The 23,625-nt window shown below is 45.1% G+C and carries 20 protein-coding genes (1 of these 20 cut by a window edge); 9 read left to right on the plus strand and 11 right to left on the minus strand.

From position 1 onward, the window contains the following. The first annotated feature begins 87 nt into the window (after positions 1-87). Complete coding sequence (locus LEP1GSC052_RS04895; RefSeq protein ID WP_010574707.1) at positions 88-1,740, plus strand: glycerol-3-phosphate dehydrogenase/oxidase; 1,653 nt, start codon at positions 88-90, stop codon at positions 1,738-1,740. 27 nt (positions 1,741-1,767) lie between these two features. Here the strand turns inward: LEP1GSC052_RS04895 and LEP1GSC052_RS04900 are convergent, their stop codons facing one another. The 3 genes from LEP1GSC052_RS04900 to LEP1GSC052_RS04910 form a co-directional block, all read right to left on the minus strand. Further along, positions 1,768-2,346, minus strand: a complete 579-nt coding sequence (locus LEP1GSC052_RS04900; protein WP_010574708.1) for a TetR/AcrR family transcriptional regulator — start codon at positions 2,344-2,346, stop codon at positions 1,768-1,770. Positions 2,347-2,457: 111 nt separating this feature from the next. Next, positions 2,458-2,949 (minus strand): Mpo1 family 2-hydroxy fatty acid dioxygenase, encoded by a 492-nt coding sequence (locus LEP1GSC052_RS04905; protein ID WP_010574709.1) that lies wholly within the window; start codon positions 2,947-2,949, stop codon positions 2,458-2,460. A gap of 177 nt (positions 2,950-3,126) precedes the next feature. After that, positions 3,127-4,038: a hypothetical protein gene (locus LEP1GSC052_RS04910; RefSeq protein WP_010574710.1), complete on the minus strand. Its 912-nt coding sequence runs from the start codon at positions 4,036-4,038 to the stop codon at positions 3,127-3,129. A gap of 72 nt (positions 4,039-4,110) precedes the next feature. On the opposite strand from LEP1GSC052_RS04910, the gene LEP1GSC052_RS04915 reads away from it, so the two are divergent. Genes LEP1GSC052_RS04915 through LEP1GSC052_RS04930 form a run of 4 tightly spaced genes read left to right on the plus strand, consistent with a single transcriptional unit; the run spans position 4,111 to position 7,819 of the window. After that, positions 4,111-4,614: an NYN domain-containing protein gene (locus LEP1GSC052_RS04915; RefSeq protein ID WP_020986415.1), complete on the plus strand. Its 504-nt coding sequence runs from the start codon at positions 4,111-4,113 to the stop codon at positions 4,612-4,614. A 2-nt stretch (positions 4,615-4,616) separates the two neighbouring features. Beyond that, entirely contained in the window at positions 4,617-6,101 is a 1,485-nt protein-coding gene (locus tag LEP1GSC052_RS04920; RefSeq protein WP_010574712.1) for an MBOAT family O-acyltransferase, read from the plus strand. A gap of 9 nt (positions 6,102-6,110) precedes the next feature. Continuing rightward, on the plus strand, positions 6,111-7,181 hold the full coding sequence (locus LEP1GSC052_RS04925) for a DUF1574 domain-containing protein (RefSeq protein ID WP_010574713.1): 1,071 nt from the start codon (positions 6,111-6,113) through the stop codon (positions 7,179-7,181). Between the two features lie 23 nt (positions 7,182-7,204). Then, entirely contained in the window at positions 7,205-7,819 is a 615-nt protein-coding gene (locus LEP1GSC052_RS04930; protein ID WP_010574714.1) for a glutathione S-transferase family protein, read from the plus strand. Positions 7,820-7,933: 114 nt separating this feature from the next. Here the strand turns inward: LEP1GSC052_RS04930 and LEP1GSC052_RS04935 are convergent, their stop codons facing one another. From LEP1GSC052_RS04935 to LEP1GSC052_RS04945, 3 genes are read right to left on the minus strand one after another with little or no spacing between them, the layout of a single operon-like run. Then, positions 7,934-8,671 carry an SIR2 family NAD-dependent protein deacylase gene (locus tag LEP1GSC052_RS04935; RefSeq protein ID WP_020986576.1) on the minus strand — a complete coding sequence of 246 codons (738 nt, stop codon included), beginning with the start codon at positions 8,669-8,671 and terminating at the stop codon, positions 7,934-7,936. Continuing rightward, positions 8,668-9,213: a DJ-1 family glyoxalase III gene (locus LEP1GSC052_RS04940; protein ID WP_010574717.1), complete on the minus strand. Its 546-nt coding sequence runs from the start codon at positions 9,211-9,213 to the stop codon at positions 8,668-8,670. The genes LEP1GSC052_RS04935 and LEP1GSC052_RS04940 overlap by 4 nt, the downstream gene beginning before the upstream one ends. Before the next feature lie 22 nt (positions 9,214-9,235). Next, positions 9,236-10,390, minus strand: a complete 1,155-nt coding sequence (locus tag LEP1GSC052_RS04945) for a glycosyltransferase (protein WP_010574718.1) — start codon at positions 10,388-10,390, stop codon at positions 9,236-9,238. Positions 10,391-10,641: 251 nt separating this feature from the next. Here LEP1GSC052_RS04945 and LEP1GSC052_RS04950 point away from each other — a divergent pair, with 251 nt between their 5' ends. Continuing rightward, a complete protein-coding gene (locus LEP1GSC052_RS04950) occupies positions 10,642-11,766 on the plus strand; it encodes a PHP domain-containing protein (RefSeq protein ID WP_010574720.1) in 1,125 nt (374 codons plus the stop codon). Positions 11,767-11,835: 69 nt separating this feature from the next. Here the strand turns inward: LEP1GSC052_RS04950 and LEP1GSC052_RS04955 are convergent, their stop codons facing one another. Together LEP1GSC052_RS04955 and LEP1GSC052_RS04960 are read right to left on the minus strand one after the other, a co-directional pair. Beyond that, positions 11,836-13,758 carry a glycoside hydrolase family 5 protein gene (locus LEP1GSC052_RS04955; RefSeq protein ID WP_010574721.1) on the minus strand — a complete coding sequence of 641 codons (1,923 nt, stop codon included), beginning with the start codon at positions 13,756-13,758 and terminating at the stop codon, positions 11,836-11,838. Positions 13,759-13,873: 115 nt separating this feature from the next. After that, a complete protein-coding gene (locus LEP1GSC052_RS04960) occupies positions 13,874-17,620 on the minus strand; it encodes an Ig-like domain-containing protein (RefSeq protein ID WP_010574722.1) in 3,747 nt (1,248 codons plus the stop codon). A gap of 662 nt (positions 17,621-18,282) precedes the next feature. Here LEP1GSC052_RS04960 and LEP1GSC052_RS04970 point away from each other — a divergent pair. Continuing rightward, a complete protein-coding gene (locus tag LEP1GSC052_RS04970) occupies positions 18,283-18,771 on the plus strand; it encodes an LIC11966 family lipoprotein (protein ID WP_040912836.1) in 489 nt (162 codons plus the stop codon). Between the two features lie 173 nt (positions 18,772-18,944). Here LEP1GSC052_RS04970 and LEP1GSC052_RS04975 read toward each other — a convergent pair whose 3' ends face one another. Beyond that, positions 18,945-19,229, minus strand: coding sequence for a hypothetical protein (locus tag LEP1GSC052_RS04975; protein WP_010574725.1), 285 nt, complete (start codon positions 19,227-19,229; stop codon positions 18,945-18,947). 135 nt (positions 19,230-19,364) lie between these two features. Between LEP1GSC052_RS04975 and LEP1GSC052_RS04980 the strand changes: the two genes are divergently transcribed. Further along, positions 19,365-20,198, plus strand: a complete 834-nt coding sequence (locus tag LEP1GSC052_RS04980; RefSeq protein ID WP_010574726.1) for a FecR family protein — start codon at positions 19,365-19,367, stop codon at positions 20,196-20,198. Further along, positions 20,195-21,376 carry an OmpL47-type beta-barrel domain-containing protein gene (locus tag LEP1GSC052_RS04985; RefSeq protein WP_010574727.1) on the plus strand — a complete coding sequence of 394 codons (1,182 nt, stop codon included), beginning with the start codon at positions 20,195-20,197 and terminating at the stop codon, positions 21,374-21,376. Before LEP1GSC052_RS04980 ends, LEP1GSC052_RS04985 begins: the two co-directional genes overlap by 4 nt. Before the next feature lie 39 nt (positions 21,377-21,415). Here LEP1GSC052_RS04985 and LEP1GSC052_RS04990 read toward each other — a convergent pair whose 3' ends face one another. Both LEP1GSC052_RS04990 and LEP1GSC052_RS04995 read right to left on the minus strand, forming a co-directional pair. Further along, complete coding sequence (locus LEP1GSC052_RS04990; RefSeq protein ID WP_010574728.1) at positions 21,416-23,011, minus strand: methyl-accepting chemotaxis protein; 1,596 nt, start codon at positions 23,009-23,011, stop codon at positions 21,416-21,418. A gap of 278 nt (positions 23,012-23,289) precedes the next feature. Then, positions 23,290-23,625: the 3' portion of a CHRD domain-containing protein gene (locus tag LEP1GSC052_RS04995; protein ID WP_020985564.1), read on the minus strand. Its footprint extends 93 nt past the window's final position; only the last 336 of its 429 coding nucleotides appear in the window; its start codon lies off the right edge, out of view; its stop codon occupies positions 23,290-23,292.

Genomic DNA, 23,625 nt, shown 5'->3' on the forward strand with positions numbered 1-23,625 from the left:
ATACGTATCGATTTATAAAATTATTGATTTTAATCCACGGATCTAAAAGCGATTGACCCGGGTCTTTTTAATAAAATCAATACCGCTATGGCTCAAAATAAAAAATTGCCTTCTACAAATTCGAAATCTTCCAAGAATTCTCCGTCTTCCGTCTACGACCTGTTAGTGATTGGCGGAGGAATTACGGGGGCTCACGTTCTTTGGGATTCCACTCTGAGGGGAATGAAATCCATTTTATTGGAAAAGAACGACTATGCTTCGGGAACAAGTCAGGCGACATCGAAGATGATCCATGGCGGTTTACGTTATTTGAAAAATTTCGAATTGGGACTCGTGAGAGAATCTCTGCGCGAAAGGGCGATTTTGGCCAGAATCACTCCGCACGCTGTTCAAACGATGGGATTTTTGGTCCCGATTTATTCCAACGCGGAAAGGCTCATGCTCAAGGTGGGAATGGAGATGTACAACGCTCTTTCCTACGACCGCAACACGAACATCTGCACGGATCGTTTGATTCCGAAATACAGCTTTCTTTCCAAGGAACAAACCGTTGTGGAATCTCCCACGATCGAGCGGGATCGACTCAAAGGTTCTTATCTATATTATGATTATCTAAATCTCAATCCGGAAAGACATACCAGCGAATTCATTTTTTCGGCGCGTGAAAAAGGGGCCGAGGCGAGAAATTATACCGAAGTGATTTCGATCTCCCGTTCGAACGACGGAATTTATACGGTGATCGCGAAGGAAAAAATTTCGGGAAAGGATCTTTCGTTTCAAACAAAAGCGATCGTAAACGCGGCGGGACCTTGGGCGGACTTCGTGGAATCCTTGGCCGGAGTTCCGATGGACAAACACTTGGTGCGCTCCAAGGGAATCCACGTGGTTACAAGAAAGATCCACGGAGACAAAACCCTCGTAACGAAGAAGAAAGACGGCACGCATCTTTTTATCATTCCTTGGAGAAACAAAACCATCATCGGCACGACGGATACGGAATATCCGGACGACCCGGATCGTTTTCGAGTCACCAAAAAGGATATGGAAGAATTGTTAAGCGAAGTCAATTATTCCTTCGGTTATACGGATCTTACTCTCGACGACGTCGATTTTTATTACGGCGGACTCAGACCTCTTGTGGAAGATCCGGGCGAAACAAAGTCCACATACAACGCGTCGAGAAAAACGGAAATCTTCGATCATAAGGATTCCGGGTTTCCCGGATTTTTTACGGCGATGGGCGGTAAATATACCACGAGCCGCGCCGTCGGAGAAGAGGTCGTGGATAAAGTGGCCGCTTATCTTCCGGGAAATTTCCGAGCGTGTGAAACCGCGACGATTCCCGCGGCGACCGGAAATTATTCGGACTTATCGACCCTCACTCGGGATCTTGGAAAAAAATTCTCCAAACTCAACGGAGAATTGATCGAAACCGCCGCCTATCGTTACGGCTCTCAAGCGTTTTCCGTTTTGGAAAAAAGTTCTTCCAAAGAAGAATTTGCCGTTCTTCAAAACGGGGAAAAGTTTTTCGAAAGTGAAATCCGTTTTATCGCGAACCGGGAAGACATTCGTTTTGCTACGGATTTCTTTTTCAGAAGATCGGGTGTGGGAGTTCCGGGTTTACCGGAGGAAAAAGAAACGAACAAAATCGTTCGTTCCTTGGCAAAACACTTGGGTTGGAACGGTGCCAGAATCGCGAAAGAGATCCGGTCCGTGGAAGATCGATATAAGATTTACTAAGATTCTTACGTTTCTAAATTTCTTTTTTTAAAACGTAAACGAGTTGGAAAGAAGAATGGACATGAAGTCCTTGATGATCTCGGAAGTGTCCGAAAGACTGATCGCTTCTCCGTCCACGATTCTTTGAACCACGGTTCCTAAGATCACGCTGATCAGAATTCGGTTCAAAGTAGGATTCGTTACTCCCAGATGTTTCGTGATGATGTTCACGTATTCCTTCATCGCGTCGGCGATCAGGGATTTTTCCTCTTCGTGATTTTTCAGACGGGAAACGTCGCAGATGATGTAGAGAAGATTTTGAAAATAAGATTCTCTCGCTTGGATCATTTGGAAAAGGGACTCGACTCTGGATTCGAGGGTTTGTCCCGGATTTCCTTTCGAATAGAGTTGTAATTCTTCGATGTCCTTGCTCAGGACGAATTTCACCAATTCCTTAAAGATATCTTCTTTGGTTGCGAAGTAGTGATACAAGGTTCCGGTGGAAACGTCGAGTTCCGTCGCGATCTCCCGCATCGAAACCGCGGAATAACCTCTTCTCGCGAGAATATCCACACACTTGGATAGGATTTCGATTTTGTATTTTTCATGATTCACTATCTTGGGCATCGGATTTCCTCGGAATTTTTTTCTCGGTAACTCGTAATACGTGATGTAAGAACCGCCTCGGCCGGTCAAGAAGATTGACTTTTAGCGGTTCTTACCGGGATCGCAAAACGATCAATAAGCGATTTTCATCTTTTTATAAACGAATCCCAACAACCAAATCGGACCGATCATCAAAAACTGAAGATCCTTAAAGAAGGAAGGTTTTTTACCTTCGATCTTATGACCAACGAATTGTCCGATCCAAGCCAGAACGAAAATCGTAATCGAAAGTTCTAAAATTCCATACGAATACGTTCCGAGCATGATCGGAAGAACGGTCGCTTGGAGAAGAACGATCACGTAGATCATCAAAGAACTGAGAAGAAACATTCCCAAGGCCAAGGACGGAGAAAGTCGGATGTAAAACGCGAGGGCCAAAACGAGAGAGATCGTCGCAAAGTTTAAATACGGAACGGATAGAAAAAACGCGGGCACGGGAATCGACCAAAGAAGACCGATGACCGTAAAATAAATCAAAGGAACGCAGATCCAATGGATGTTTTTATTGATGGGATTACGATGACTGTCCGCGTATTCGTCAAACCAAGTATCAACGGATTTCATAACAAAACTCCTTTCCGTTAAAAATTTTAAACGTTCGAAATAGAATCGCAAGTGTTTTTTATCGAACTTAGTGAATAAAATCCAAAATGTGGTCTTTAAGACATTGCTAAAGTGAATTCTTTTGTTGGAAATCCCGATGTCGCATTAAAACGAACACCGTTTATAAAATCGAAAGGATCAAGATTTGGATCCTTCCTCGGGAAGAGGCTCCGAATCTTCTTCGCCGGATTGGGTTTCCGGTTTTAGAGTTTTGGTTTCGATCGGAGCCGAAGGAGTTTCCACTTCGAGAGGCCTCGTGATTCTTTCGATGGGAAGTTTTTTTACGTGATTGGCCATTTCTTTGAGAATCGCTTCGGTGATTTGTTTCATGATCTCACCGGTGACTTCGTTTTCCAAAACCTCGGTGATCATGGAACTGATGTCCTCTCCGAGACGTTTGGAAATTTCTCCCATAAACGGAATTCTGGACAATTCTCCCAAAAGAAATTTGGATTGAAGAGATTCGTTTACCTTTGCGTTGAATTGATGCTGATGCAGTTCGAAGGCTTTTTTCGCGAGTTGGCTGTAATCCAAACGAATCATCACTTCTTCCACTCTTTCCAAAGAATGAAGAAACACCGCATCCGCGATCGTATCCACGATCACATCTCGAAATCGGAATGTGATTTCTCTCGTTACGATATCGCTTAGATTTTGTCCGGATTGACCTAGCTTGTAAAAGGCGATCAGAATTTTCATTCCTCTCAAAAGTAAAAAAGGACGAAGGAAATAAAACGGAATCACTCCCACGATTTCATACCAGTTCATCGAGAAATAGGTTCCCGGATCCTTGGATTTTCGGAACTTAGTGACGAGCTCCATCGCCCAAACGACTAAAACGAAAAAATCGAAACCGATCGTATACGCGTACAATTCTTTCGGAAGAATTTCCTTATAAGAATTGTAGATCAAAAGCAGAAGAACGTCGAAGGCGGCGAGAGAAAGTAAAAACAAATCCCTTCCCGACCCGGGCAAGGCCCGAAGCCAAAGATAAAAATGCCAGATGTTAAATTTGTTGACCCGGACCGGATAACGTTCGGAATCAGCCATTTTACTCATAATCTCCCCGGAAAGGTTGGTTTACAGCATTTACGAGAATGGGATTCTGGTCACTACAATTCCATGTCTTCTCAAGTGGCAATTGACGGTTTCAATCTGATTTATAAATTCCCCGATTTGGAAGAATGTATGTATCAGAATCAGCTTTCAAAGGCCAGACAGGGGCTTTTGGAAAGGATCGAATCGTATTCCAAGAAAAAGAAAAAACAAACCTTTCACGTTTTCTTCGACGGTAAGAAAGAAGTCGGAAGCGAGGTCTTTCAGGAGAACTTCGGAAAACTGAATGTGTATTTCAGTCGGGAACGAAAAGCGGACGACGTCATTAAGGAATTCGTTCGCACAAACGTTCGTCCCTCCGAAATTCAAGTGGTCAGTTCGGACAAAGAGATTTTTTTTCACGCAAAAAAATGGGGAGCGCATCCGATCACTTCGGAAGAATTTTCGGCGATCGTAACCGCGGAAATTTCCCCACCTAAGACGACAGTCGATGCCGAAGCGTTCAAAGATAAGGAACTGAACTCCGAAGAATTGGAATATTGGAAAAATTTATTTAGGAAAGGCAAATAACCGTGCTGTTCAACTCAGTTACCTTTGCGATCTTTTTTGCTGTCGTTTATATAATCTATTGGTCGATTCCCAAAAAGAACCGTCCCGATTTTTTGATCCTTTCCAGCGCTTTCTTTTACGTCTGGTTTTCCTGGATTTTCTTTTTACACTTCGTTCTCGTAATTCTTCTCAATTATTTTTTCTATCTTCGGATCAAAACCTCCGGCGAACATTCCAAACGGTGGATGATCGTGTCGGTCGTTTTCAACTGCGTCAATTTAGGATTCTTCAAATACTTTTATTTCTTCTCGAGAGTTCTTGCGGATCTCACGGGTTATCCGTTCTTTCAGGAAATTCAAGGAATCGTTCATATCATTCTTCCTTTGGCGATCAGCTTTTACAGTTTTCAAATGATCGCCGCCGCCGTGGACGCGAGAAGAAATCCGAACGGAGAATTAATTTCTCTCAAAGGATACTTTTTGTTCGTGTTGTTCTTTCCGGTTTTGATCGCGGGTCCAATCATGAGAACCGGAGATTTTTTTCCGAACCTGGAAAACCTCGTTCCGGACCGGGATAAAATCTATAACGGCTGTTATCTGATGATCAGCGGTTTGATCAAAAAGGTTTTGATCGCCGATCCTGCGGCTGGTCTTATTTCTCCGATCTTTTCCAATCCGGAAGTGTACGATTCCACGTCTTTGATTCTCGCGGGAATCGGTTATTCGATCCAAGTCTTCTGCGATTTTTCCGGTCTTACCGATATGGCGCGGGGAGTGGGGGCTTTGCTCGGATTTTATCTTCCCGAAAACTTCAAGGCTCCTTTTTTCTCCTTAAGCGGAAGAGAACTCTGGCAGAGATGGCACATAACGTTATCCTTTTGGCTTCGGGATTACATCTATTTTTCCCTCGGCGGAAGTAAGGTCGCTCAGTGGAGAACGCACTTGAATCTCATCCTTACGATGACGATCGGAGGTTTTTGGCACGGAGCGGATTATACGTTTATCACCTGGGGATTCTATTGGGGTTGTCTTCTCGCGGGAGAACGATATCTCGAAACCTCTCTGGGTTGGAAACTCACACCGGAAAAAAATATTTTCCTGAAAATTTTAAAGGCGTGGATCGTCTTTTTGATGTTTTCCTTCAGTGCGATTTTATTCCGTGCGGACAACGCAAAGACCATGGTACAACACGTGGTTGGGATTTTTAGTAACGTTCCCACGAAAATTCAGAACGAACTTTCCTCTTCTTCCTTGTCCTGGCTCGGCGACGCGGGAAGTCTGATCGACGGAGATTCTTTCTTTTTGCTCAAACAAATGGAGAATGTTGAGAAATTCTTTTATCTATTTTTGGCCCTGGTTCTTTTCAACTGGGTTCAATATGTTCCCGATTTTTGGAAACGATTTCGAAAATACGATCCTTGGCTTTTGACGTTCGTGGGCGTTCTTACCGTGTTTTTTCTCGCCTTGTTCTCGGAAGACTCGGGCGCGTTTATCTATTATAAGTTTTAGGAGAATAGAATGTTTCGAAATCGATTTCTTCTCGTTCCGTTTATCATCTTTATCATCGCTTTCGGTGTCGATAAACTCATCAGTTCCACCGCGTTCGAACCGTATTATTCTCTTACTCTTTCCGATTTGAACTTTAGACATAAGGAATTTCTTTTCGACGAGTTGAAGGAGTATCTGAAAAAAGAGGATCGCAAAAAGGTTCTCGTATATTTCGGAAATTCTCGCGCTCTTTTATTCAGAAACGATTATATAGAAAAAAAATATCCGAACTGGCTTTTGTATAATTTTTCCGTACCGGGCGGTTCGCCGGATTATTATCTGTATTGGTTGGAACGTTTTCAAGCGGACGGAGTGAAACCCGACTTCATTCTGATGGATGAATCGATCGAAATTTTTAACTCCTCTTCGGTTTTGACCTTGGACGAGGTTCTTTTCTACGGGCTCAGTCCTTCCTTCGTTTTCAGACACGCGGATCGATATTCCACTTCCGATCTCACGGGTTATATCGCGAAAAAATTATTTCATACGCATAAGAATCGTCCGAGGTTGAACGTGATTCGCGCGCGCGCAAAAGAAGGCGGAGCCCTCGCGAACGGTTACAGTAAACTTCGTTCCGAAATTTGGGAGAATTTGAAAACACAAAGAGGAAGCGCCACATCGGACGCGAGTCCTCGCATCGTATTGCCTCCGGAACTTTTGAAAAAAAGATCCAATACGGATTTTAAATCCTATTTAACTCCGTTTACGTTCAATCCCAAGATGCTCGCCAATCAGGAAGACGCGATTCGGATCGTAAAGGAAAGTAAGGTTCCTTTCGCGATGATTTGGGTTCGGGTGGCCCGTCCGTATTTCGAACTCTATAAAACTAGAAAGGTTTTAACAAACGAAAAGGACGAAAAAACTCCGTATGAAATCATGATTCCTATATTAACAAAATTGCATGAATCGACGGGCGCTACTTTTTGGAACATGAACGAGGATCCGAATTATAGCTGCGACGATTTCAGCGATCCCGGGCACATGTCTCCGAGCTGTTTTAACGATTACGCCGATTTTATATTCAAAAGATTGCCGAATTAAATTCATCTTTTAAGGAGAAGTAGATGATCGAACTTTTTGAATCTTCCATCTCGGGGAATTCTCACAAAGTGAGAATGTTGTTGTCTTTTCTCAATTTGAAATACGAAAGTATTTCCATCGACTTAAAGGAAAGGGAACAAAAGACGGAGGACTTTCTCAAAAAGAATCCGTTCGGACAAGTTCCGGTTTTAAAAGACAAGGACGAGGTGATTCGGGACAGTCACGCGATCTTATTGTATCTCGCGTTGGAATACGGAAAAAAAGGAGAATGGTTTCCGAGTTTCCCCGTAAACGCGGCCAAAGTGATGCAGTGGCTCGCGACTTCGGCCAACGAAGTGGGGCGCGGTCCCGCCGCGTTACGCGCTCATTATAAATTCGGACGAAAGATCAACGTGGAAGAGGCGACTTCCGTAGCTAACGATCTTTTGAAAATTCTCGAAAATCAACTGAAGGAAAGTTCTTGGTTGAGCGGCGATACAATTACGATCGCCGATGTCGCGCTTTATCCTTATATCGCGCTTGCTCCCGAAGGAAACATCGATCTGAAACCCTATACGAACATCCGAGCCTGGTTAAAACGAATCGAAGCGTTGCCCGGTTTTGTTACGATGGTCGGAATCACGTTGCAAAACGATTGATGAAATTCGAAATTTTTTAAGACCGCTCCCGTTTTCAAAAAACGTTTCCTTCGATAAAATCGGTTTGCTCTTTTCGAGGAGCAAGGAATTTAAAAAATCGGTGCAAAGAAAACTTTAAAACACATTCAAAATTTCTTGTACAAGTTCGGGGAGAATTTCTCCCGTTTTCCCTTGTAGAAACAAATCCACCGAGGAAGAAAAAGAAGAACGTTCCGGATTGATTTCCAAAAGAAGCGCGCCCGAACGTTTTGCGATCTGAGCCAAATACACAGGCATACTTACGGAACCCGAAGTTCCTAAAATCAACAAAAGATCCGTATTCTCCATCCTTTGAATGGACGCGTCGAGTTTTTGATCGTCGTAACTTTCACCGAACCAAACCACGCCCGGTCTTAAAAAAGACGCGCAGTAGTCGCATTTGGGTGGGAGAGAATTTTCGTCCGCGTCGATTCGTTTTTTGTCCTCGCGACCGCAGGAAACACAACGATTTACGAATATATTTCCGTGAATTTCGACGAGCTTTTTGGAACCGGCGCTATCGTGAAGACCGTCCACGTTCTGTGTGATGAGATAAAAATCCGGATGCGATTTTTCTAATAGAACCAGAGCCTCATGTCCCGCGTTGGGACGTTTGCTTTCTATGATGTTTCTTCTCCAGAGATACCATTCCCAGACAAGTTTCGGATTTTTGGAAAACGCTTCGGGGGTCGCGAGATCTTCCGCGCGGAAATTTTTCCAAAGGCCGTCCGCGCCGCGAAACGTGGGAATCCCGCTTTCCGCAGAAACTCCGGCCCCTACGATCGCGGTTATTTTTTTGAGTTTCTGTTTGTGTTCGAATAAGAATTCTTTCATGAAACCAGTTGCAGAGCCGATTTCACTTTGAGCATGGATTCTTCCCCGCAAAGAATTTTTACGAGTTCGAGCGAAAATTCAAAAGCGGAACCCGGACCCACGCTGGTTATGATTTTGCCGGAAATTTCCAAACGGGAACCCGTATAACCCGGAGCGTCCGAGACGATTCCCGGAAACGCCGTGAACCGATCCGATGACGTTAGAATATTCTGATGTACTAATACACTCGGAGCCGCACAGATGGCGCCGATCCATTTGTTTTCCTTTTTGGCTTCTGTGAGAAATTCGGCGATTCTTGGATCCGCTCCGAGAGCTTTTGTTCCGGGACCGCCTCCGGGAAGAACGATCATATCAAAGTCTTTGAGTCGTATCTTGTCGAGGGTCGTATCCGCGAGAATTTGAACGCCTCGGGAAGCCCGGATAGGACCTTCCTTGAGCGCCGCGCTGACCACTTCGACCGCGGCTCTGCGAAGGACGTCCACGATGATGACGGCTTCCATTTCTTCCATTCCTTCCGCGAAAGGAACCAAAACTTTTGGCATGGAAAATTCTCCTGAAACGAATTTAATCCCTAGAACCTTTCCAAGTAACGTTTAGGTTCAGAAAGTAATTCGTAATCATCGCCGCTAGAATGGCAAGCGAATCTGATAAGAATTTAACCAGAAGTCCGGAAGAATTCAATTCCAAAAGAAAAATTCTTTGATACAAAAGTTGGAACACGCTGATTTGAATCAAAAGCCCGAGAACGCTCACGAGATGAAAGAGCACAAGTCCCTGCAGAATCCGAATTCCTATATAACGTTTTTCGTAAAAGGTGAGGTAGTTGTTTAAAACGAAATTGGAAAGAATCGAGATTTCGATCCCGAACAAAACGGAACTGTAAAGCGGATTTAAAAAACGAAACGGAGTGGAGATTTCCGGAAATCGAAACGTTTCTCCGATGAGAAGTCCGAATAAATTTACGAGAACTCCGAAAGAACCCACTAAGGAATACAATAAGAACGTGGGAGAGATTTTTTTTCCGAAACGAAGATCGAGAAGCGCGATCAGATAATTTCGAATCACGGAACCGTCCAATTTCGTTTTTCCGAATTGTCTGCTTTGAAACTGGAAAGGGATTTCGGAAATTTTCGGGGTTTGTTCCGATCCATGCAAAAATTCTAATAGGATTTTAAATCCTCTCGGATTGATCTGGTCCGCGGTTTTTTGAAAGTAGGCGCGGGAGATCGCGAAAAAACCGCTCATCGGATCGGAAACCGGAATCGGCAAAAGAAACATCGCAAGTTTGGTCGCGGAGACGCTGAACAGTTTTCGAATCCAAGACCAATCGGAAGTGGAACCTCCGTTTGTATAACGCGTTCCGACGCTTACGTCGGATTGATTTTTTAAAATCGGAGCCACGAGTTCTGGAAGAATTCTTTCGTCGTGTTGCAGATCCGCGTCCATTACCACGAACACGTTTCCTTTTGCGACGGACATTCCCGAGATCACCGCGGAAGAAAGTCCTCTTCCTTCCATTCTTCGGATCACGCTCAAATTTTTATGCGAGGTTTTGAGACCTTCCGCAACTTCCCAGGTTTTATCGGGACTGTTGTCGTCCACGAGTATGATTTCGTAAGAATGGTTTTTGAGTGCGTTTTCGATTTTGGGAATGAGAATGGGAACGTTTTCTCTTTCGTTGTATGTGGGAAGAATGACGGAGATTTCCGGGTTTGCCATTGGATTTCAGAATTTAAGAAGTCGGTAAATTTGTAAATTCATTAATTAAGTGCGCACTTACTTATTTTGTCTCGGAGCGAAAGCCGAATCAAAACAAAAAAATCGTTCCAAAAATTCTTGCGAGATCCCATTTTCAAAAATTACAAATTCCTGACATTTTGAAATCGCTTTCAAAAAAGAAGAACGTAAAAATGCGAACGAGAGAGAAAAACTTTTCTCATAAATCACAGTTGTTATGAAATGGAATTCGTATGGTATTCAAAAAACGAATCCATCCTAGAGTTTGGTCCCGTCTGTTAGGCGGAATCGCGTTTTTAGGCGTTACTCATCTTTTGACTTCCTTCATCCTCAAAAGCGATCTTGAGGTTCGAAAAAATTCTCCCTTTCAAGGAGATCAAATTCATTCGCCTTATTCTCAGACGGAACACAGATGGTTGAAACTCGCGTTTCATCTTCATTCGGATCGGGACGGATTCTCCCCGTTTCGAAGTCCGCCCGAAGAAATTCAGGAACGATATTCCGAAAAGAATTACGACCTGATCGGAATCACGGATTATCTGAAAATCAGCGGAATCGAATCCGGGAATTCTAAATTTTTTCCCGGTTATGAATGGGGCAGGGACTTCAATCGAAAACACATTCTCGCGCTCGGTTCCGAAACTCCGATCCGCGATTTTTTTCCTCTCTTTGCTTCGATCGGAAACATTCAATGGACGATCGATCAGATGCAGAAGTCCGGTTCTTTTGTTGCGGTCAGTCATCCGGGTTTGGAAGGATCGATTTCTTATTCGATTCTCGAAAATCTGCGCGGCGTGGACGCGGTCGAAGTTTTTTCTCCGTATGGAAATACGTTTTCCGATTGGGTTCGTCTTTTGGATCTGGGAATTCCGATCTTAGCCGTGAGCGGGGATGATCTCCATTATTTTCCGGGAGAATCCATTCGCGCGCTGAAACTTCCTTTGTATCAAAGAATTTTTCACGAACTTACGTTTTCGGATCAGAACGAGGGAGAAGCGTTTGTTCGTTACGTCCTTCTCAACACGAATTCGGTGGATCGAAAGGAAATCGTCCGCAATTTGAAACTGGGAAATTACGTTTCGGTTGTAAAAGCGACGGATTATATGGACGATCCGAAGATCACCGAATTGAAATTGGAAAAGAATCGAATCGTCGCCGAGTTTCCGGAAACGTTCGTCAAACTGGAGTTCATCGGAAAAAACGGCAAGGTGCTCCAAGAGAAAATTCAGATGCAAAAAGCTGAATATACGTTTCGCAAAGAGGACGAATACGCGATCGTTCGCGCGGTCTTTCCTTCCGGTGTGATCTATTCGAATCCTTTTTACAGAATTTCGGAAATCAAATCGGAAGGAAAGTAAGTCTACGTCGATCGAATGGAAACGGAAGTCGAACCGCCCGCGGCGTTCGTATCGACTCCATCGATTCGATTACGGATTGATTCTACAACAGAGTAGGGCGCTTGCTCCTCCGTTTCTCTGCGCGATCCCGCCGACGTATTCGTTGTCCGAACATTGTCCCTTGTAAGAACCGAACGCCCAATCCCCCCTTTTTACCGAAGTTCGATTGTCTCCCCGATCAAACCAAATCGTTCTGCAGGAATTGCTCAAGTTTCGATTGCTCGACGCGCAGAGAATTCCGCTCGTTCCCCAATACCGTTTTGAAAATCCGGAAACGTAAAAGTTCGTCGGACATTCGTACTTCGTAAATCCGCCGGCCCAATCTCCGGTTCCGTGATATCGAGTGGAAGTTTCGTAAACGGCCTGCACGTTGTAGTTGCGATTTGGATTCCAGAGATTTCCGGTCCCGATATCCGTACAAAGCGCTTTCTGATTCGTGCTCAGCCCGTTCAAACGATAACCGTCGGGGCAGGTTCCTTTGTTGGCTCCGTTGTCCCAATCGTTTGTGAGCGTGGAAGAATTATCGTTTCCTCCTCCGATGGAAAGATTGGAGAAATGATTCTCGTGAATCGCTCCGCTTCTACCCGTTGTGGAAAGAAGTCTGTTTAAATGTTGGAACCTCCAGTCGCTTTTTAAGGTTCTGGACCAATCGCTCGATAACAGCCCCCATTCGTCGTTTCCGTTTAACGGCCAATAGGCGAAGTCCATATCTCTTTCGATCAAAACGTCCGTCAATCTCCGGAGCCATTCCTGATCGGTCGCGCCGCTGTTGGAAGGAGAGGCGCCGAACTCGCTCAACCAAACCGGCGCCGAATAATACGTTTCCGGCGTTACGACGTAACCCCATTCGTTGAACACCGTGGACTTAAACGTATTCTCGTCCATATCCCTGTATTTGATATTGTTCCCCGAAGTGGAATCGTCTCCGTTGTGGTTCGGTCCGATATACGCGTAGTTATGCGCCGCATAGACCAGTTTGTTGGAAAGCGGAAGATGCACCGGCAGATCCTTGATCGGTTTCAAATGCGGACGTTCTCCCGATCCCAAAACGGGAATCAGACCCCACCAGTTGATTCCTTCCACGACCACAAGAATATTAGGATTTTCTTGTGTAATCAAAACGCCCATATCTTGAGAAGCTTTGTGCCAATCGTTTTGGTCATTCATTCCCCAGTTTGGACTATCGGGTATATGCGTATCTCCTTTTCGCATCGTTCGAACCTCGTTGCGAAGATCGGCTCCCGCGACGAAAGGATTGTTTTTATAGCGGCGGATCATCGTAAGCCAATCGGCTTGCCACATTTCGACCGTTTGATTGTATGCAAAGGAAGAACCGGTATGATACCAAAGTCCGTTGTAGTCGTAACCGCAACACCATTCCGAAAACGTTGTGTGGTTGTTGAGAATCACGATGATTCCCGCGGAAGTCAACGCTTGCACCGTCGCGTCGTAAACTTCCAAAGGAGTTTTGCCGAAAAACTGAGGATTGGCCGCGACCGATTCGTTGGAAACGGGTTCGGTTCGATGGAGCATTAAATTCGAGAAGGGGAGTCGCACCGAATTGAATCCCCATTCTTGTATGAGAGAAACGATATGTTCGATCGGCTGTTTGTCCAAACCGGCGACCACGTATTGAGTATCGCTGGCCCCATACCAGTTCACGGACTTTAACCGAAAACGATTTTGACCGGAGTCGACGATGTATCTTCCATCCGTGCTCAAAGGAAGACTCGAACTTTGTGTGGTCATAAAAAAAGAAGAAGCGTTTCTTCTTAAATTGTTGGCCGCGTCCGCGTTCCATCCGAATTGATTCAACGCCAAAGGAAGAATCGCCCTTGAATCGTTCGTAGAAGAATTAGAATCACATCCTTGGATCCAAGTCGAGATCCAAAGAATGAAAATCGTTCTCCAAAAAATTCGTTTGGGCCCTTCGGCCGATTTGTCTTTCCGCATCATTGTACTCTCTCCATTTTTCTTTTTAAGGAAGAATACAATCCGCGCTTATATCGAAGTCAAATCGTCCTTATAAAACCCTTATATTCCAAAATCTGTAAGAGCCTTGAGTCGTTCAATACAGACCCGATCCGAATTCGTTTGAGTTGGATGCGGCGCCTCCGATTCCGCCGCCCAACGCGGAACCGAGGATTACGTAGTTGGCTCCGGCCGGATTGTTCGTGATCGGGGTCGCTCCTCCCACGGAATGATAGATTCGAACCGTCTCGGATCCGTTGATCAACATATCGGGAAGTCCGTCTCCATTGACGTCGCTGATCGCGAGAGGAATTCCCGGCCCGTTGATCAGAGAATTGACCCCGTACAGAGCCCCGGTTACCATCGTAACGTCGGCGGCAGTTGTATCTCGAATGGCTGCGGAGGCCGCCGAGTTCATATAAACATAAACCGTGTTCGGTCCCGGCGCGGCTGAAACGATAATCACGTCCGCTCTTCCGTCCAAATCTAAATCTTTTACGGCCAAGGTGATTCCTAAGAATTGTCCGTTGATTGCGTTGATTCCGGTATAAACTCGAATTGCCGCTCCGATGTTTGCGTTTGCAACACCTCCGGCCCCCGCGGAATTAAAAACCGTAACTCTTCCTTGTTGGTTGAGATTCGGATTTCCGACTTGGATAAAGAACGGAGCGCCTGCAATTACGTCGGCATATCCGTCTCCGCTTACATCCGCAACGGCGACCGTATAACCGTATTGAGCCGCACCACCCGGTCCTGCAACGGCCGGGTTTCCGGTGTTGTTTGTAAGAGTGTTTACGGCCGCGGTTAAACCTGCACCGGAACCGTAATACATATAAATTCTTCCCCAATCGACTCCGGTCCCGCTGTTGAATCCGGGTGCTCCGACTGCGATATCGTCTTCGTTTCCTCCGTTGATATTTCCGGAAGCAAGGGAAAAACCGAATCGTTCGTTGGCCGCGGCGCCCGTTTTGAACGAAGAAGCTCCGGCACCGGCACCGGTTACGGTGACGTTTGCGATTCCGGTAGCTCCCGCAGAATGGAAAACGTATATTCTTCCCATCGAACCGTTGTAACTCGGAGCTCCGACGATCACGTCCGTATAACCGTCTCCGTTGATATCTCCCGTTGTCAAAGTGTCTCCGAATCGATCGTTGGTTCCGTTTGTTCCGGTAAGAGTGTTGTTCGCAAATGCCGCGAGCGTCGGCGTGATTCCGATCGTTCCGGAAGAATAGAAAATATAAACCCTTCCGTTATTGGTTCCCGCGCTTTGAAACTTAGGCGCTCCGACGATCACGTCCGCATATCCGTCTCCGTTGAGATCGCCCATCGTGACTGTTTTACCGAATTGACTCGCGGCCGTTCCGACGATGATCTTACTCGCGAACTGCGCGCTTGGAATCGTAATTCCTGCGCTTCCGGAAGAATGGAAGATATAAACCAAACCCTGTCCGTATTCGGGGGCGACTAAGTCCGTATAACCGTCGCCGTTGATGTCCCTGTTGGTTCCTTTTCGGACCGTAATCAAAGGAGAGGTTGCGACGTTGTTCGAGGTGTCCTTGATTCTCACTTGGATCGTATGTTGAGAATTGGATTTCCAAGTCGTGTTTCCGATCGGAAGTTGAAATTTCCAATTTGTGGTTCCGGTTGCGGGAGCATAAGCTCCCGAATCGATGGAGATTTCGACTAACGCAACGGAACGGTCGTCGTTGGAAGTTCCGATCACAAAACCGGATTCGACGACGCTGTTGTTTCTTAGATTTTGAATCGTAACGGTCGGTGCGGTCACATCCGGCCCCAAACCGGTTGTAAAGTTCCAGGTATAGGGAACCGCAACCATGGAATTGTTCGCGAGGTCTTTTACCGCTCCGATCGTTGCGGTATAGGTGGTTCCCGCGTTCAAAGGAGTTGCCACGTTCGGGACAAAGGTCGCGGATGCGCCGGAACAATTCACGGTTCCTCCGATTCCATTGTTGATCGTAAAGTTTAAGGTGGAACAATCGACGGTTTCGTTGAAAGCAACGGTGATGTTCGAGTTGACGGCCACGTTAGTCGCACCGGAAGACGGGCTCACGAGTGAAACCTGCGGGGGAATCAAATCGGGTGCGGCACCCGTTGTAAAGCTCCAGGTATAAGGAGCGATGGAATTGTTTGCGGCATCGGTTACGGCAGCGGAAATTTTGGCCGTATACGTTGTGTTATACGCTAATGCGGCCGTCGGAGCTAGGGCGACCGTATTTCCGTTGCAGGTGATATTGAGCGGGATCGTAGTCGCCGGTGTCAACGGATCGTCATCTAACGTAATACTTCCCAATCCTAAAATACTTCCGCAACTCATGGTCTCGTCGAAGGCGATGCTGATTCCTGTATTGACGGAAATTCCCGCCGCGCCGTTTGTCGGAGTTACGAAAGAAACGTTCGGAGGCGTCAGGTCCGGACCGGCTCCCGTTGTAAAATCCCAAGAGATAGGAACGATCGGATTGTTTGCTTTGTCCAATGCTCCAGCGTTGACTTCCACCGTATAAGTCGTGTTATACAATAGAGGATTGACTGCGTTCGGAGTCCAGGTCGCGGAGGTTCCGAAACAATTCACGCTTCCCAAAAGATAAACTCCGGTCGCTTGTACTTTCAATCGAAAGGAAGCCGTATTTACGGAAGCACAAAGCATCGGTTCGCTGAAGACCGCGGTTGGAATCGTGTTGGTCCCGATTCCAACCGCATTGTTTGTCGGTACGGTAAACGTAACCGTCGGGGCCGTGGAATCCGGGGCCGTTCCCGTCGTAAACGTCCAACTCGTGTTTGCGGTGGGATTGTTTGCAAGATCCGTGATCCCGTTGCTGACGTTTACGGTATAGGTTGTGTTATAGGACAAGGCTGCGGTCGGTACAATCGAAGCGGTGGTTCCCGAACAACTTACGTTTACTGCAACCAGGCCGGGAAGCATCGGATTATCGTCCAAGGTAAGATTTCCCGCGATCGTTCCACACTGAATCGTTTCACTAAAGGCAACGCTGATTCCCGTGTTCACCGAAACCGCTGTTGCGCCCGGACCCGGCGAACTAAAAGAAAGGGAAGGCGGCGTACTATCGGGACCGGCTCCCGTAGTAAACGTCCATGTTTGGGGAAGAATGGGGTTGTTTGCAAGATCCGAGATAAACGAAAGAACGTTTACACGGTACGTCGTATTGGGCAAAAGAGGGTTGTTGGGAACCAGGGTCGCATTGGATCCAAAACAATTCACGGTGGAAGGTTCTATGACCAAGGTCGTATCATTCTTAAGAATGAACGTGCTGTTATCGACGGTGGTACAATCCACAGTTTCGGAAAACGCGATTTGAATCGAAGTATTGTCGGGAACGAGACTGGCTCCGATCGAAGGAGTTCTCAGAGATAACATCGGCGCCACTGCGTCGACCAAGGCCGAGGTGGTAAAATTCCAAGTTAGATCTTCTTTTAAGGATTTTCCGGTCGTGGACTGAATGTCTTTTTTGATTTCCACGGTATACGTTGTGGAAGAAGAAAGATTTGCGTTCGGGGTAAGAACCGCGCTTGTTTCGCTCAACGTTAGGTTTGCCTGAATCGGAACACCGTTTTTATGAAGAATAAATGTGGAAGAAGTGATCGTGGCTGAATCGAAAGCCGCGTTGAACGTAACTTGAATCGAAGTGTTGAGAGGAATGTTGGACGTTCCCGAACCCGGCGTGATCTGGGAAACGAAGAACGAATTTGAATTTCCGACGAGATCGAGATAGGCTAAGAATGGAAGTTTGTTTTTATCTCCGGTTACACAATTTAAGGTCCATGTAAAAAATAAAATGGATACTACAACTTTTCTGATCGTAAACATATAAACCTCCAAACAAAAGCGATCGGCTTTTTATATTTTTGCCAAAGCTCGAAGGAAGATTAGCATTCACGTTCATGAATTTCCCCTTATATTATAACATGAATTTACGAGGCTCATAATTCACAGTCATTGGTGAAGAATTTGCGATTTGATTTTCAAGTTTGCTAAACCGAAATCCATATTATAAACTGGATTTCGGTTTAAGCATGTTTTTCCGTTTGAAGAACGTATCCAGTGAGTGAGACTTTCTCAAACGTTTCTCATGGAATAAAAAACGAGTTATGGTATATCGAATCAGTGGAGCCAAGTTTTGGAAGACAGACCCATTACTTCCGATAATACATATTATGTCTCATTACTGGAGTTTCCCAAATAAAATGGTCAAAATCCGTTTAAAATCACTCCAAAACCAAGGATCCGTGTTCTCAAAAGCCGCTTTTTCCTCCTATCAGAACGCAAAAATCAATTCTTCCTTGCTTTATAACTTGCTGTTTGAAATTTCATCCTGCCTTTTCCTTCGAGATCTTTCGACAAAAGGAACGGAAGCTACTTTATAAAAGTATAAAATACTAATTTTCTTTTTTTATAACTCCCAATTCTTTGCGCTTGCTTCAGTTTCGAAATAGGATTGAAATTCCGGATTCAAAAAGAATCTTTCGCGCATGAAAAAACAAACCACTTTTACGTTTCTTGCAGCGATCGTCTGCATTCTCCTTTTAAACACTGGCTGTAACTCCCAGGATCCGATATCGTATAACAACAAAATCATGGAAATCATGAACGGTTCTACGGATGACATGGACGCTCTAAACGACGCAATGGGAAAAGATGACTACGTCACTGCGGAATCCATAAGAAAGACCTGGGAAGAGAAACTGACAAAGTCAGCTGAAAGCCTAAAAAGTATCGGCGATTTTAAAGGAGATTCTAATCTTAAGAATGTTTCTATCAAAGCCGTTGAAACTTACAAAAATAGTGTGGGTAGCGACTACAAACAAGTGATCGAATTGCGTTCCGGTTTAAAAAGCGGAACCAAAGTTGACGAAAGTAAAATTGATTTTCTTTTGAATAAGATCAATGTCGATTTTGAAAAAGCCGGCTACGAGTTGAACTCCGCTTCGGACAAGTTCGAAAAGGACTATAACAAGTAAGCCGAGTCCGTTGCTTTCGATGGAATTCGTATCTCTATGCAAAAGCGTCGTCGGAAAAATCCGGCTGCGCTTTTTTTATGAGTTACTCAAAGAATATTAGGAGATATTAAAGAATTCGAAATTCGCTCGAAATTGCGGATCGCGTAAAATCGAGCGTTAAAAAGGAAATAGGATTAGTAATACTGACCGAGAGTGATCGTAACGATCGTTTTTCCGTTGTCCTTTTTGTTGATACATTCGCATTTTACCTGAGCCGATTGGCTGTAGTAACCTTGGCTTGCGGAAAATCCGGGAGCCGCCTTACAGCTCTTATAGAGTCCCTCGTTCACCAAACGGTTGCAAGCTTCTTGGATCGCCGCCGCGGCGTCGCTCGCCTGAGAAAAAACCTTTCCCGGAACCAAAATTCCTGCTAAAATCAAAGTCACAAATAACGCTCGTTCCACCCATCTTTGAACCACGGAAATTCCCTCGCTTATGAACTGAAAATAGATAATTCTCTCGTCTAAAATTTCAAGATTTTATTTTCTGAATTGTCGATTTATCAACAATTTTCAGAAATAAATTTTCATATAAAAAAATAGGAATTTAGGACTATGAACCTTCTGCCTTTGAGAACTGTTGTGTATATTCTGGTGTTATCGTTTACGTTCTCCTTAGGAGCGCAACAAGCGGCCGTTTCCGAAGAAAAATCCTTAGAAGAATATAAGGTAAAAAAGAACGATTCTCTGACCAAGATCGCGAAGGAAGTTTTGAACGATCCGGGAAAGTGGAAAGAATTTTTAAAATACAATCAGATTCAAAATCCATCCTTGATTAAGGAAGGAATGGTTCTCAAAGTTCCCGTTCACTTGAGAAAGGTCGTCGAAATCGAAGGACAACCGATGGCCGCGTTGGAACTCTTTCACGGCGTCGTGGAATATTCTAAAAAACCGAAAGAAGGATCTCCCGTTTGGAATTCCGTTTCCAGAAATCAAATTTTAAGAGACGGAGAAAGTTTAAAAACCGGAGCGAAATCCGGAGCTTTCTTGGCATTCGTCGAAAACGAAACCAAGGTTAAGATTTTCGAAAAGTCGAGCTTCAGCGTTTCTAAAAAAGCCGCGCCCGAAATTTTTCTGGAAAACGGACAACTGCAAGCGGACGTAAAACCGGGACTTTTAAAAACCTCTAAAAAGGTCGTTCAGAAATTGGTGATCAGCACGCCCGTCGCGGTCGTCGGCGTAAGAGGAACCAAATTCTACGTAAACAACGAAGGTGAAGAACGAACCGACGTGGGATGTTTTGAAGGAACGGTTAACGTTGCCGGTTCCGGTAAGGACGTGGACGTAAAAGCGGGCTTCGGAACGTACGTGGAAAAAGGAAAACCTCCCGTGGAACCGTTTCCGATTCCGAGCAAGATTCAGATCGAAAAGGATTTTCAAAACAAATGAGAATCTTAAAATATCTCTGGATCGTTTTCATCCTGATTTCGTTCGGAATCGCATTCGCCCAAGAAAGAAAAGAATTGGAACTCAAGTGGAAAGCCGACCCGGCCTCTCAATCCTATCGAGTTGAATTTTCAAACACTTCCGATTTTCAAATCGTACTGAGAACAGTTTCTGTCAACGATCGAACGATTCGATTCTTCCCCGAATCAAACGAGCGATATATCAGAGTCGTCGGCATCGGACGCAAAGAATCCCGAGGCGAACCTTCCGAGGCGATTCTCATCGATTCACTGAGACCTTTCGTAAAACTCGAACGCAAAGCCCCGTCTCAGGACAAGGCGATCATTCTATCTCCGACTCAAAACGAGAAGATCGTTTTGGACAATCCGAGTTCGGGTAAGAATGGGGTGAAGGTGTTCTTCCGAGTCAACGAGGGGGAATGGAAAGAATACCAAGGAACGATCAGCGGACTTCAGGAAGGAAAAAACGACGTCGAGTTTTATTCCGAGACGGCTTCGGGGGTTAAGGAAACCACAAGACTTATGGAAGTCGTTCAAGATACGAAAAGACCCGAGATCCGAGTGGAAATCGGCAAAGGGTTTAAGTTGGAATCCGTTTATGTGACGAGAAAGGATCAAACGTTAAAGGTGGAAATCGCCGATGCCGTTTCCGGCGTTGCCGATTCCGAATTTTATTTTTTACAGAACGGAAGAAAAACTCAGGTCAATCCGATTTCTCAAAACAAAAACGATTATACGTTTATCCTTCCGGATTCGATCGAAGACGGGAGTTTTGGAATCGACGTAAAAGCAAAGGACCAAGCGGGAAATAAAACCGAAGAAAGTTTTTTCGGAATTTTGGATTCCAATCCTCCGATTTGCAGAATCAGCCCGAGGCTTTCCACGGGAGAATTATTCCCGATCGGAACGGAGATTCAAATCCAGTGCGAGGATTTGATCTCGGGTGTGAGATCGATTCAGTTTAGTCAAAACGGAGGCGAGTTTCGAAACTACGCGGAAGGACTTGTTTTGGACGCGGGCAAACACAGTTTCGAATTTAGGGTCACCGATAAGGTCGGAAATTCTTCCTTGATCAAAGCGCAATATACGATTTTGAATCCGACTCTGGAATCCAAGGTGAAGATCAAAACACAAACTCCGTCGTCCGCTACGACGAAGTGAATTTGTGCGGCGAATTTATCTTACCAATTCGAATTCCGATTAATTTTCGGATTGAACACTGAGAACTCGTAGCTCGGACGCTTGTGTTTTGATTTTTACGATTTCTTCCTGAAGCAAACCGGAATCTTCGTTGATCTCGTTGATTTCGGTTCCAAGGTTTCCTATCGTTTGTACCATTTCTCTTTGACCGAGCATTTGTTCTTTGGTCGATCTGAGAATTTCCTCCGAAGTGGATTTGATTCGGTTCACTTCGGAAACGAATTTTTGAATGATCGATTTTTGCTCGAGATAAAATAAATTCATCTTATCGATTCGATCCACGGTTTCCAAAATTTTCAATTTTTGATTTTCGGTCATGTCTCCCGTTTCGGTGGAAGCGATTCTCGCTTCTTCGATAAACTTACGGGATTGATTGACGATCTCAGAAATCGACTTTGCGTTTCCGGAAGTAAACTCCGCGAGTTTGCTTACTTCGTTTGCGACCACCGCAAAACCTCGACCCGCAACCCCTGCCCTCGCGGCTTCGATCGAAGCGTTGAGCGCGAGAAGATTCGTTTTATCGGCGATCTCGCTCATGATCCGATTGATCTCGTCGACTCTGTTAAACGAATTCGTAATATCGACCAGATAGGATTTCGTTTTTTCCGCGGCGATCGTGACGTTCTCCATATCCGCTTTATTCTCTTTTGCAAAAATCGCAAGAGCCTCGCTTAGGGAAGCGCTGTTTTTTAAGATCTCGTCCAACTTTTCGGAACTGCCCGCGAGTTCGCCCAAACTCAGGTTCTGGGTTTCGATCGAATGCGCCGTGCTGGAAGAAGACGCGGAAAGTTCTTCGATGACGGCATTGACTTCTTCGATCGCGGCGGCTTGGGATTCCATCTTCTCGCCGGTTCGATTGATAAAGTCCGCGAACTTACGGATGGACGCTTCTAAATTCTCCGCCGAACTTTCCAAAATTTTGCGATCCTGTGTGAGTTTGTTTAAGAGAACCTGAGAATCCTGATACAATCTCGAACCTTCGTCCGTGAGTTTGCCGAATAGTTTCATCAACTGCGAAAGAATGATGCTCGCCGTAAAAACGAAAGTCACCTTCACGATCTGCACCGAAAAAATCATATGACCCGGAACCTTTCCGAGCTCCGGATTTTCGGTGAGAATCATTCCTCCCTTCCAAGCCACGAACATGGATGCGATGATTCCTAACGCGGCGAGAACTCCGATCCAAAGGACGAACCCGCGTTCTCCCAAGAAGGAAGAATAGATCATCACGTAAAAATAGATAAAGAAAATGAGCATGTTGGCGAGAATCCCGGACGAAACGGTCGGTTCGATGGAACAATCGGCCATTAAGGTTAAGGAAAGAATGTTCACATCCAAGAGAACTAACGTCTTTTGAAATCGAACCCCTACTTTTCCGGATCGATGGAGAATGAATTCCAAGATACAATAACTGGCCATCAAGGCGGTTCCCACAACGTGCGCGATCACCTGAGTCGGATGATTGGTTTTGGAAACGCTGAGTAACGTAAGAGAAAATAAGATCACCAACCCGAGCCGGATTCGATTGATAACAACGGCTCCGTCCTTCCAAATCTGATGGATGGAGGATTTTTGGGATTGGGCCGGATTCTGCATGAGAATTCTCCTGTGAAGAAGTTCATTTTGAAAGCGAGGATTAAAAAGAAAAGCAAAAACTTCAGAATTATAAAAAGCAAAAGTCTTCGATTCAGCGTAAAAGAATTCCGTCGTGGTAAGTGAGGGTCTTGAGAGATGCCTCCTAACGTAAGAATGTTTGACGTTCGTATGTTTTGTCGTATTCGAAAAGATCGATCGTGAAAAAGAAATTTCTTAGATGCACTGCATTCTCGTACATCTAAGAAACGAATTAAGTATCATTGGAATTTTGTTGAGATTTATTTTTTGGATTCTGCCACGATGGATCCGCGAACCTGCCCTTCCGTTCTATCGATTGTTTTGATGAGAATGTAGAGTTTTCCGGCGTTCAGATCCTTTTTCTGATTTACGTTTAGGTCGCAAGAACCCCAATCCTTCCACGGACTGTTTGTCGCGTTGTAAGGAGGTTTGAATGTGCAAAGAGGAGCTTCCGTTCCTTCCGTAAGAATTAAAATTTCGGTCGCGTTGCTTCCGAAGTATTCGTAGGAACCGGAGATTTTAAGTTTGCTTGTCTCGTCGTCGAGAATCGCATCCACGCTACCTCTTGCGTTCACGTTCAATTGAGCCGCATCCTT

The sequence above is a fragment of the Leptospira kmetyi serovar Malaysia str. Bejo-Iso9 genome, assembly GCF_000243735.2.
In the GTDB taxonomy this organism is placed as follows: Bacteria; Spirochaetota; Leptospiria; order Leptospirales; family Leptospiraceae; genus Leptospira; species Leptospira kmetyi.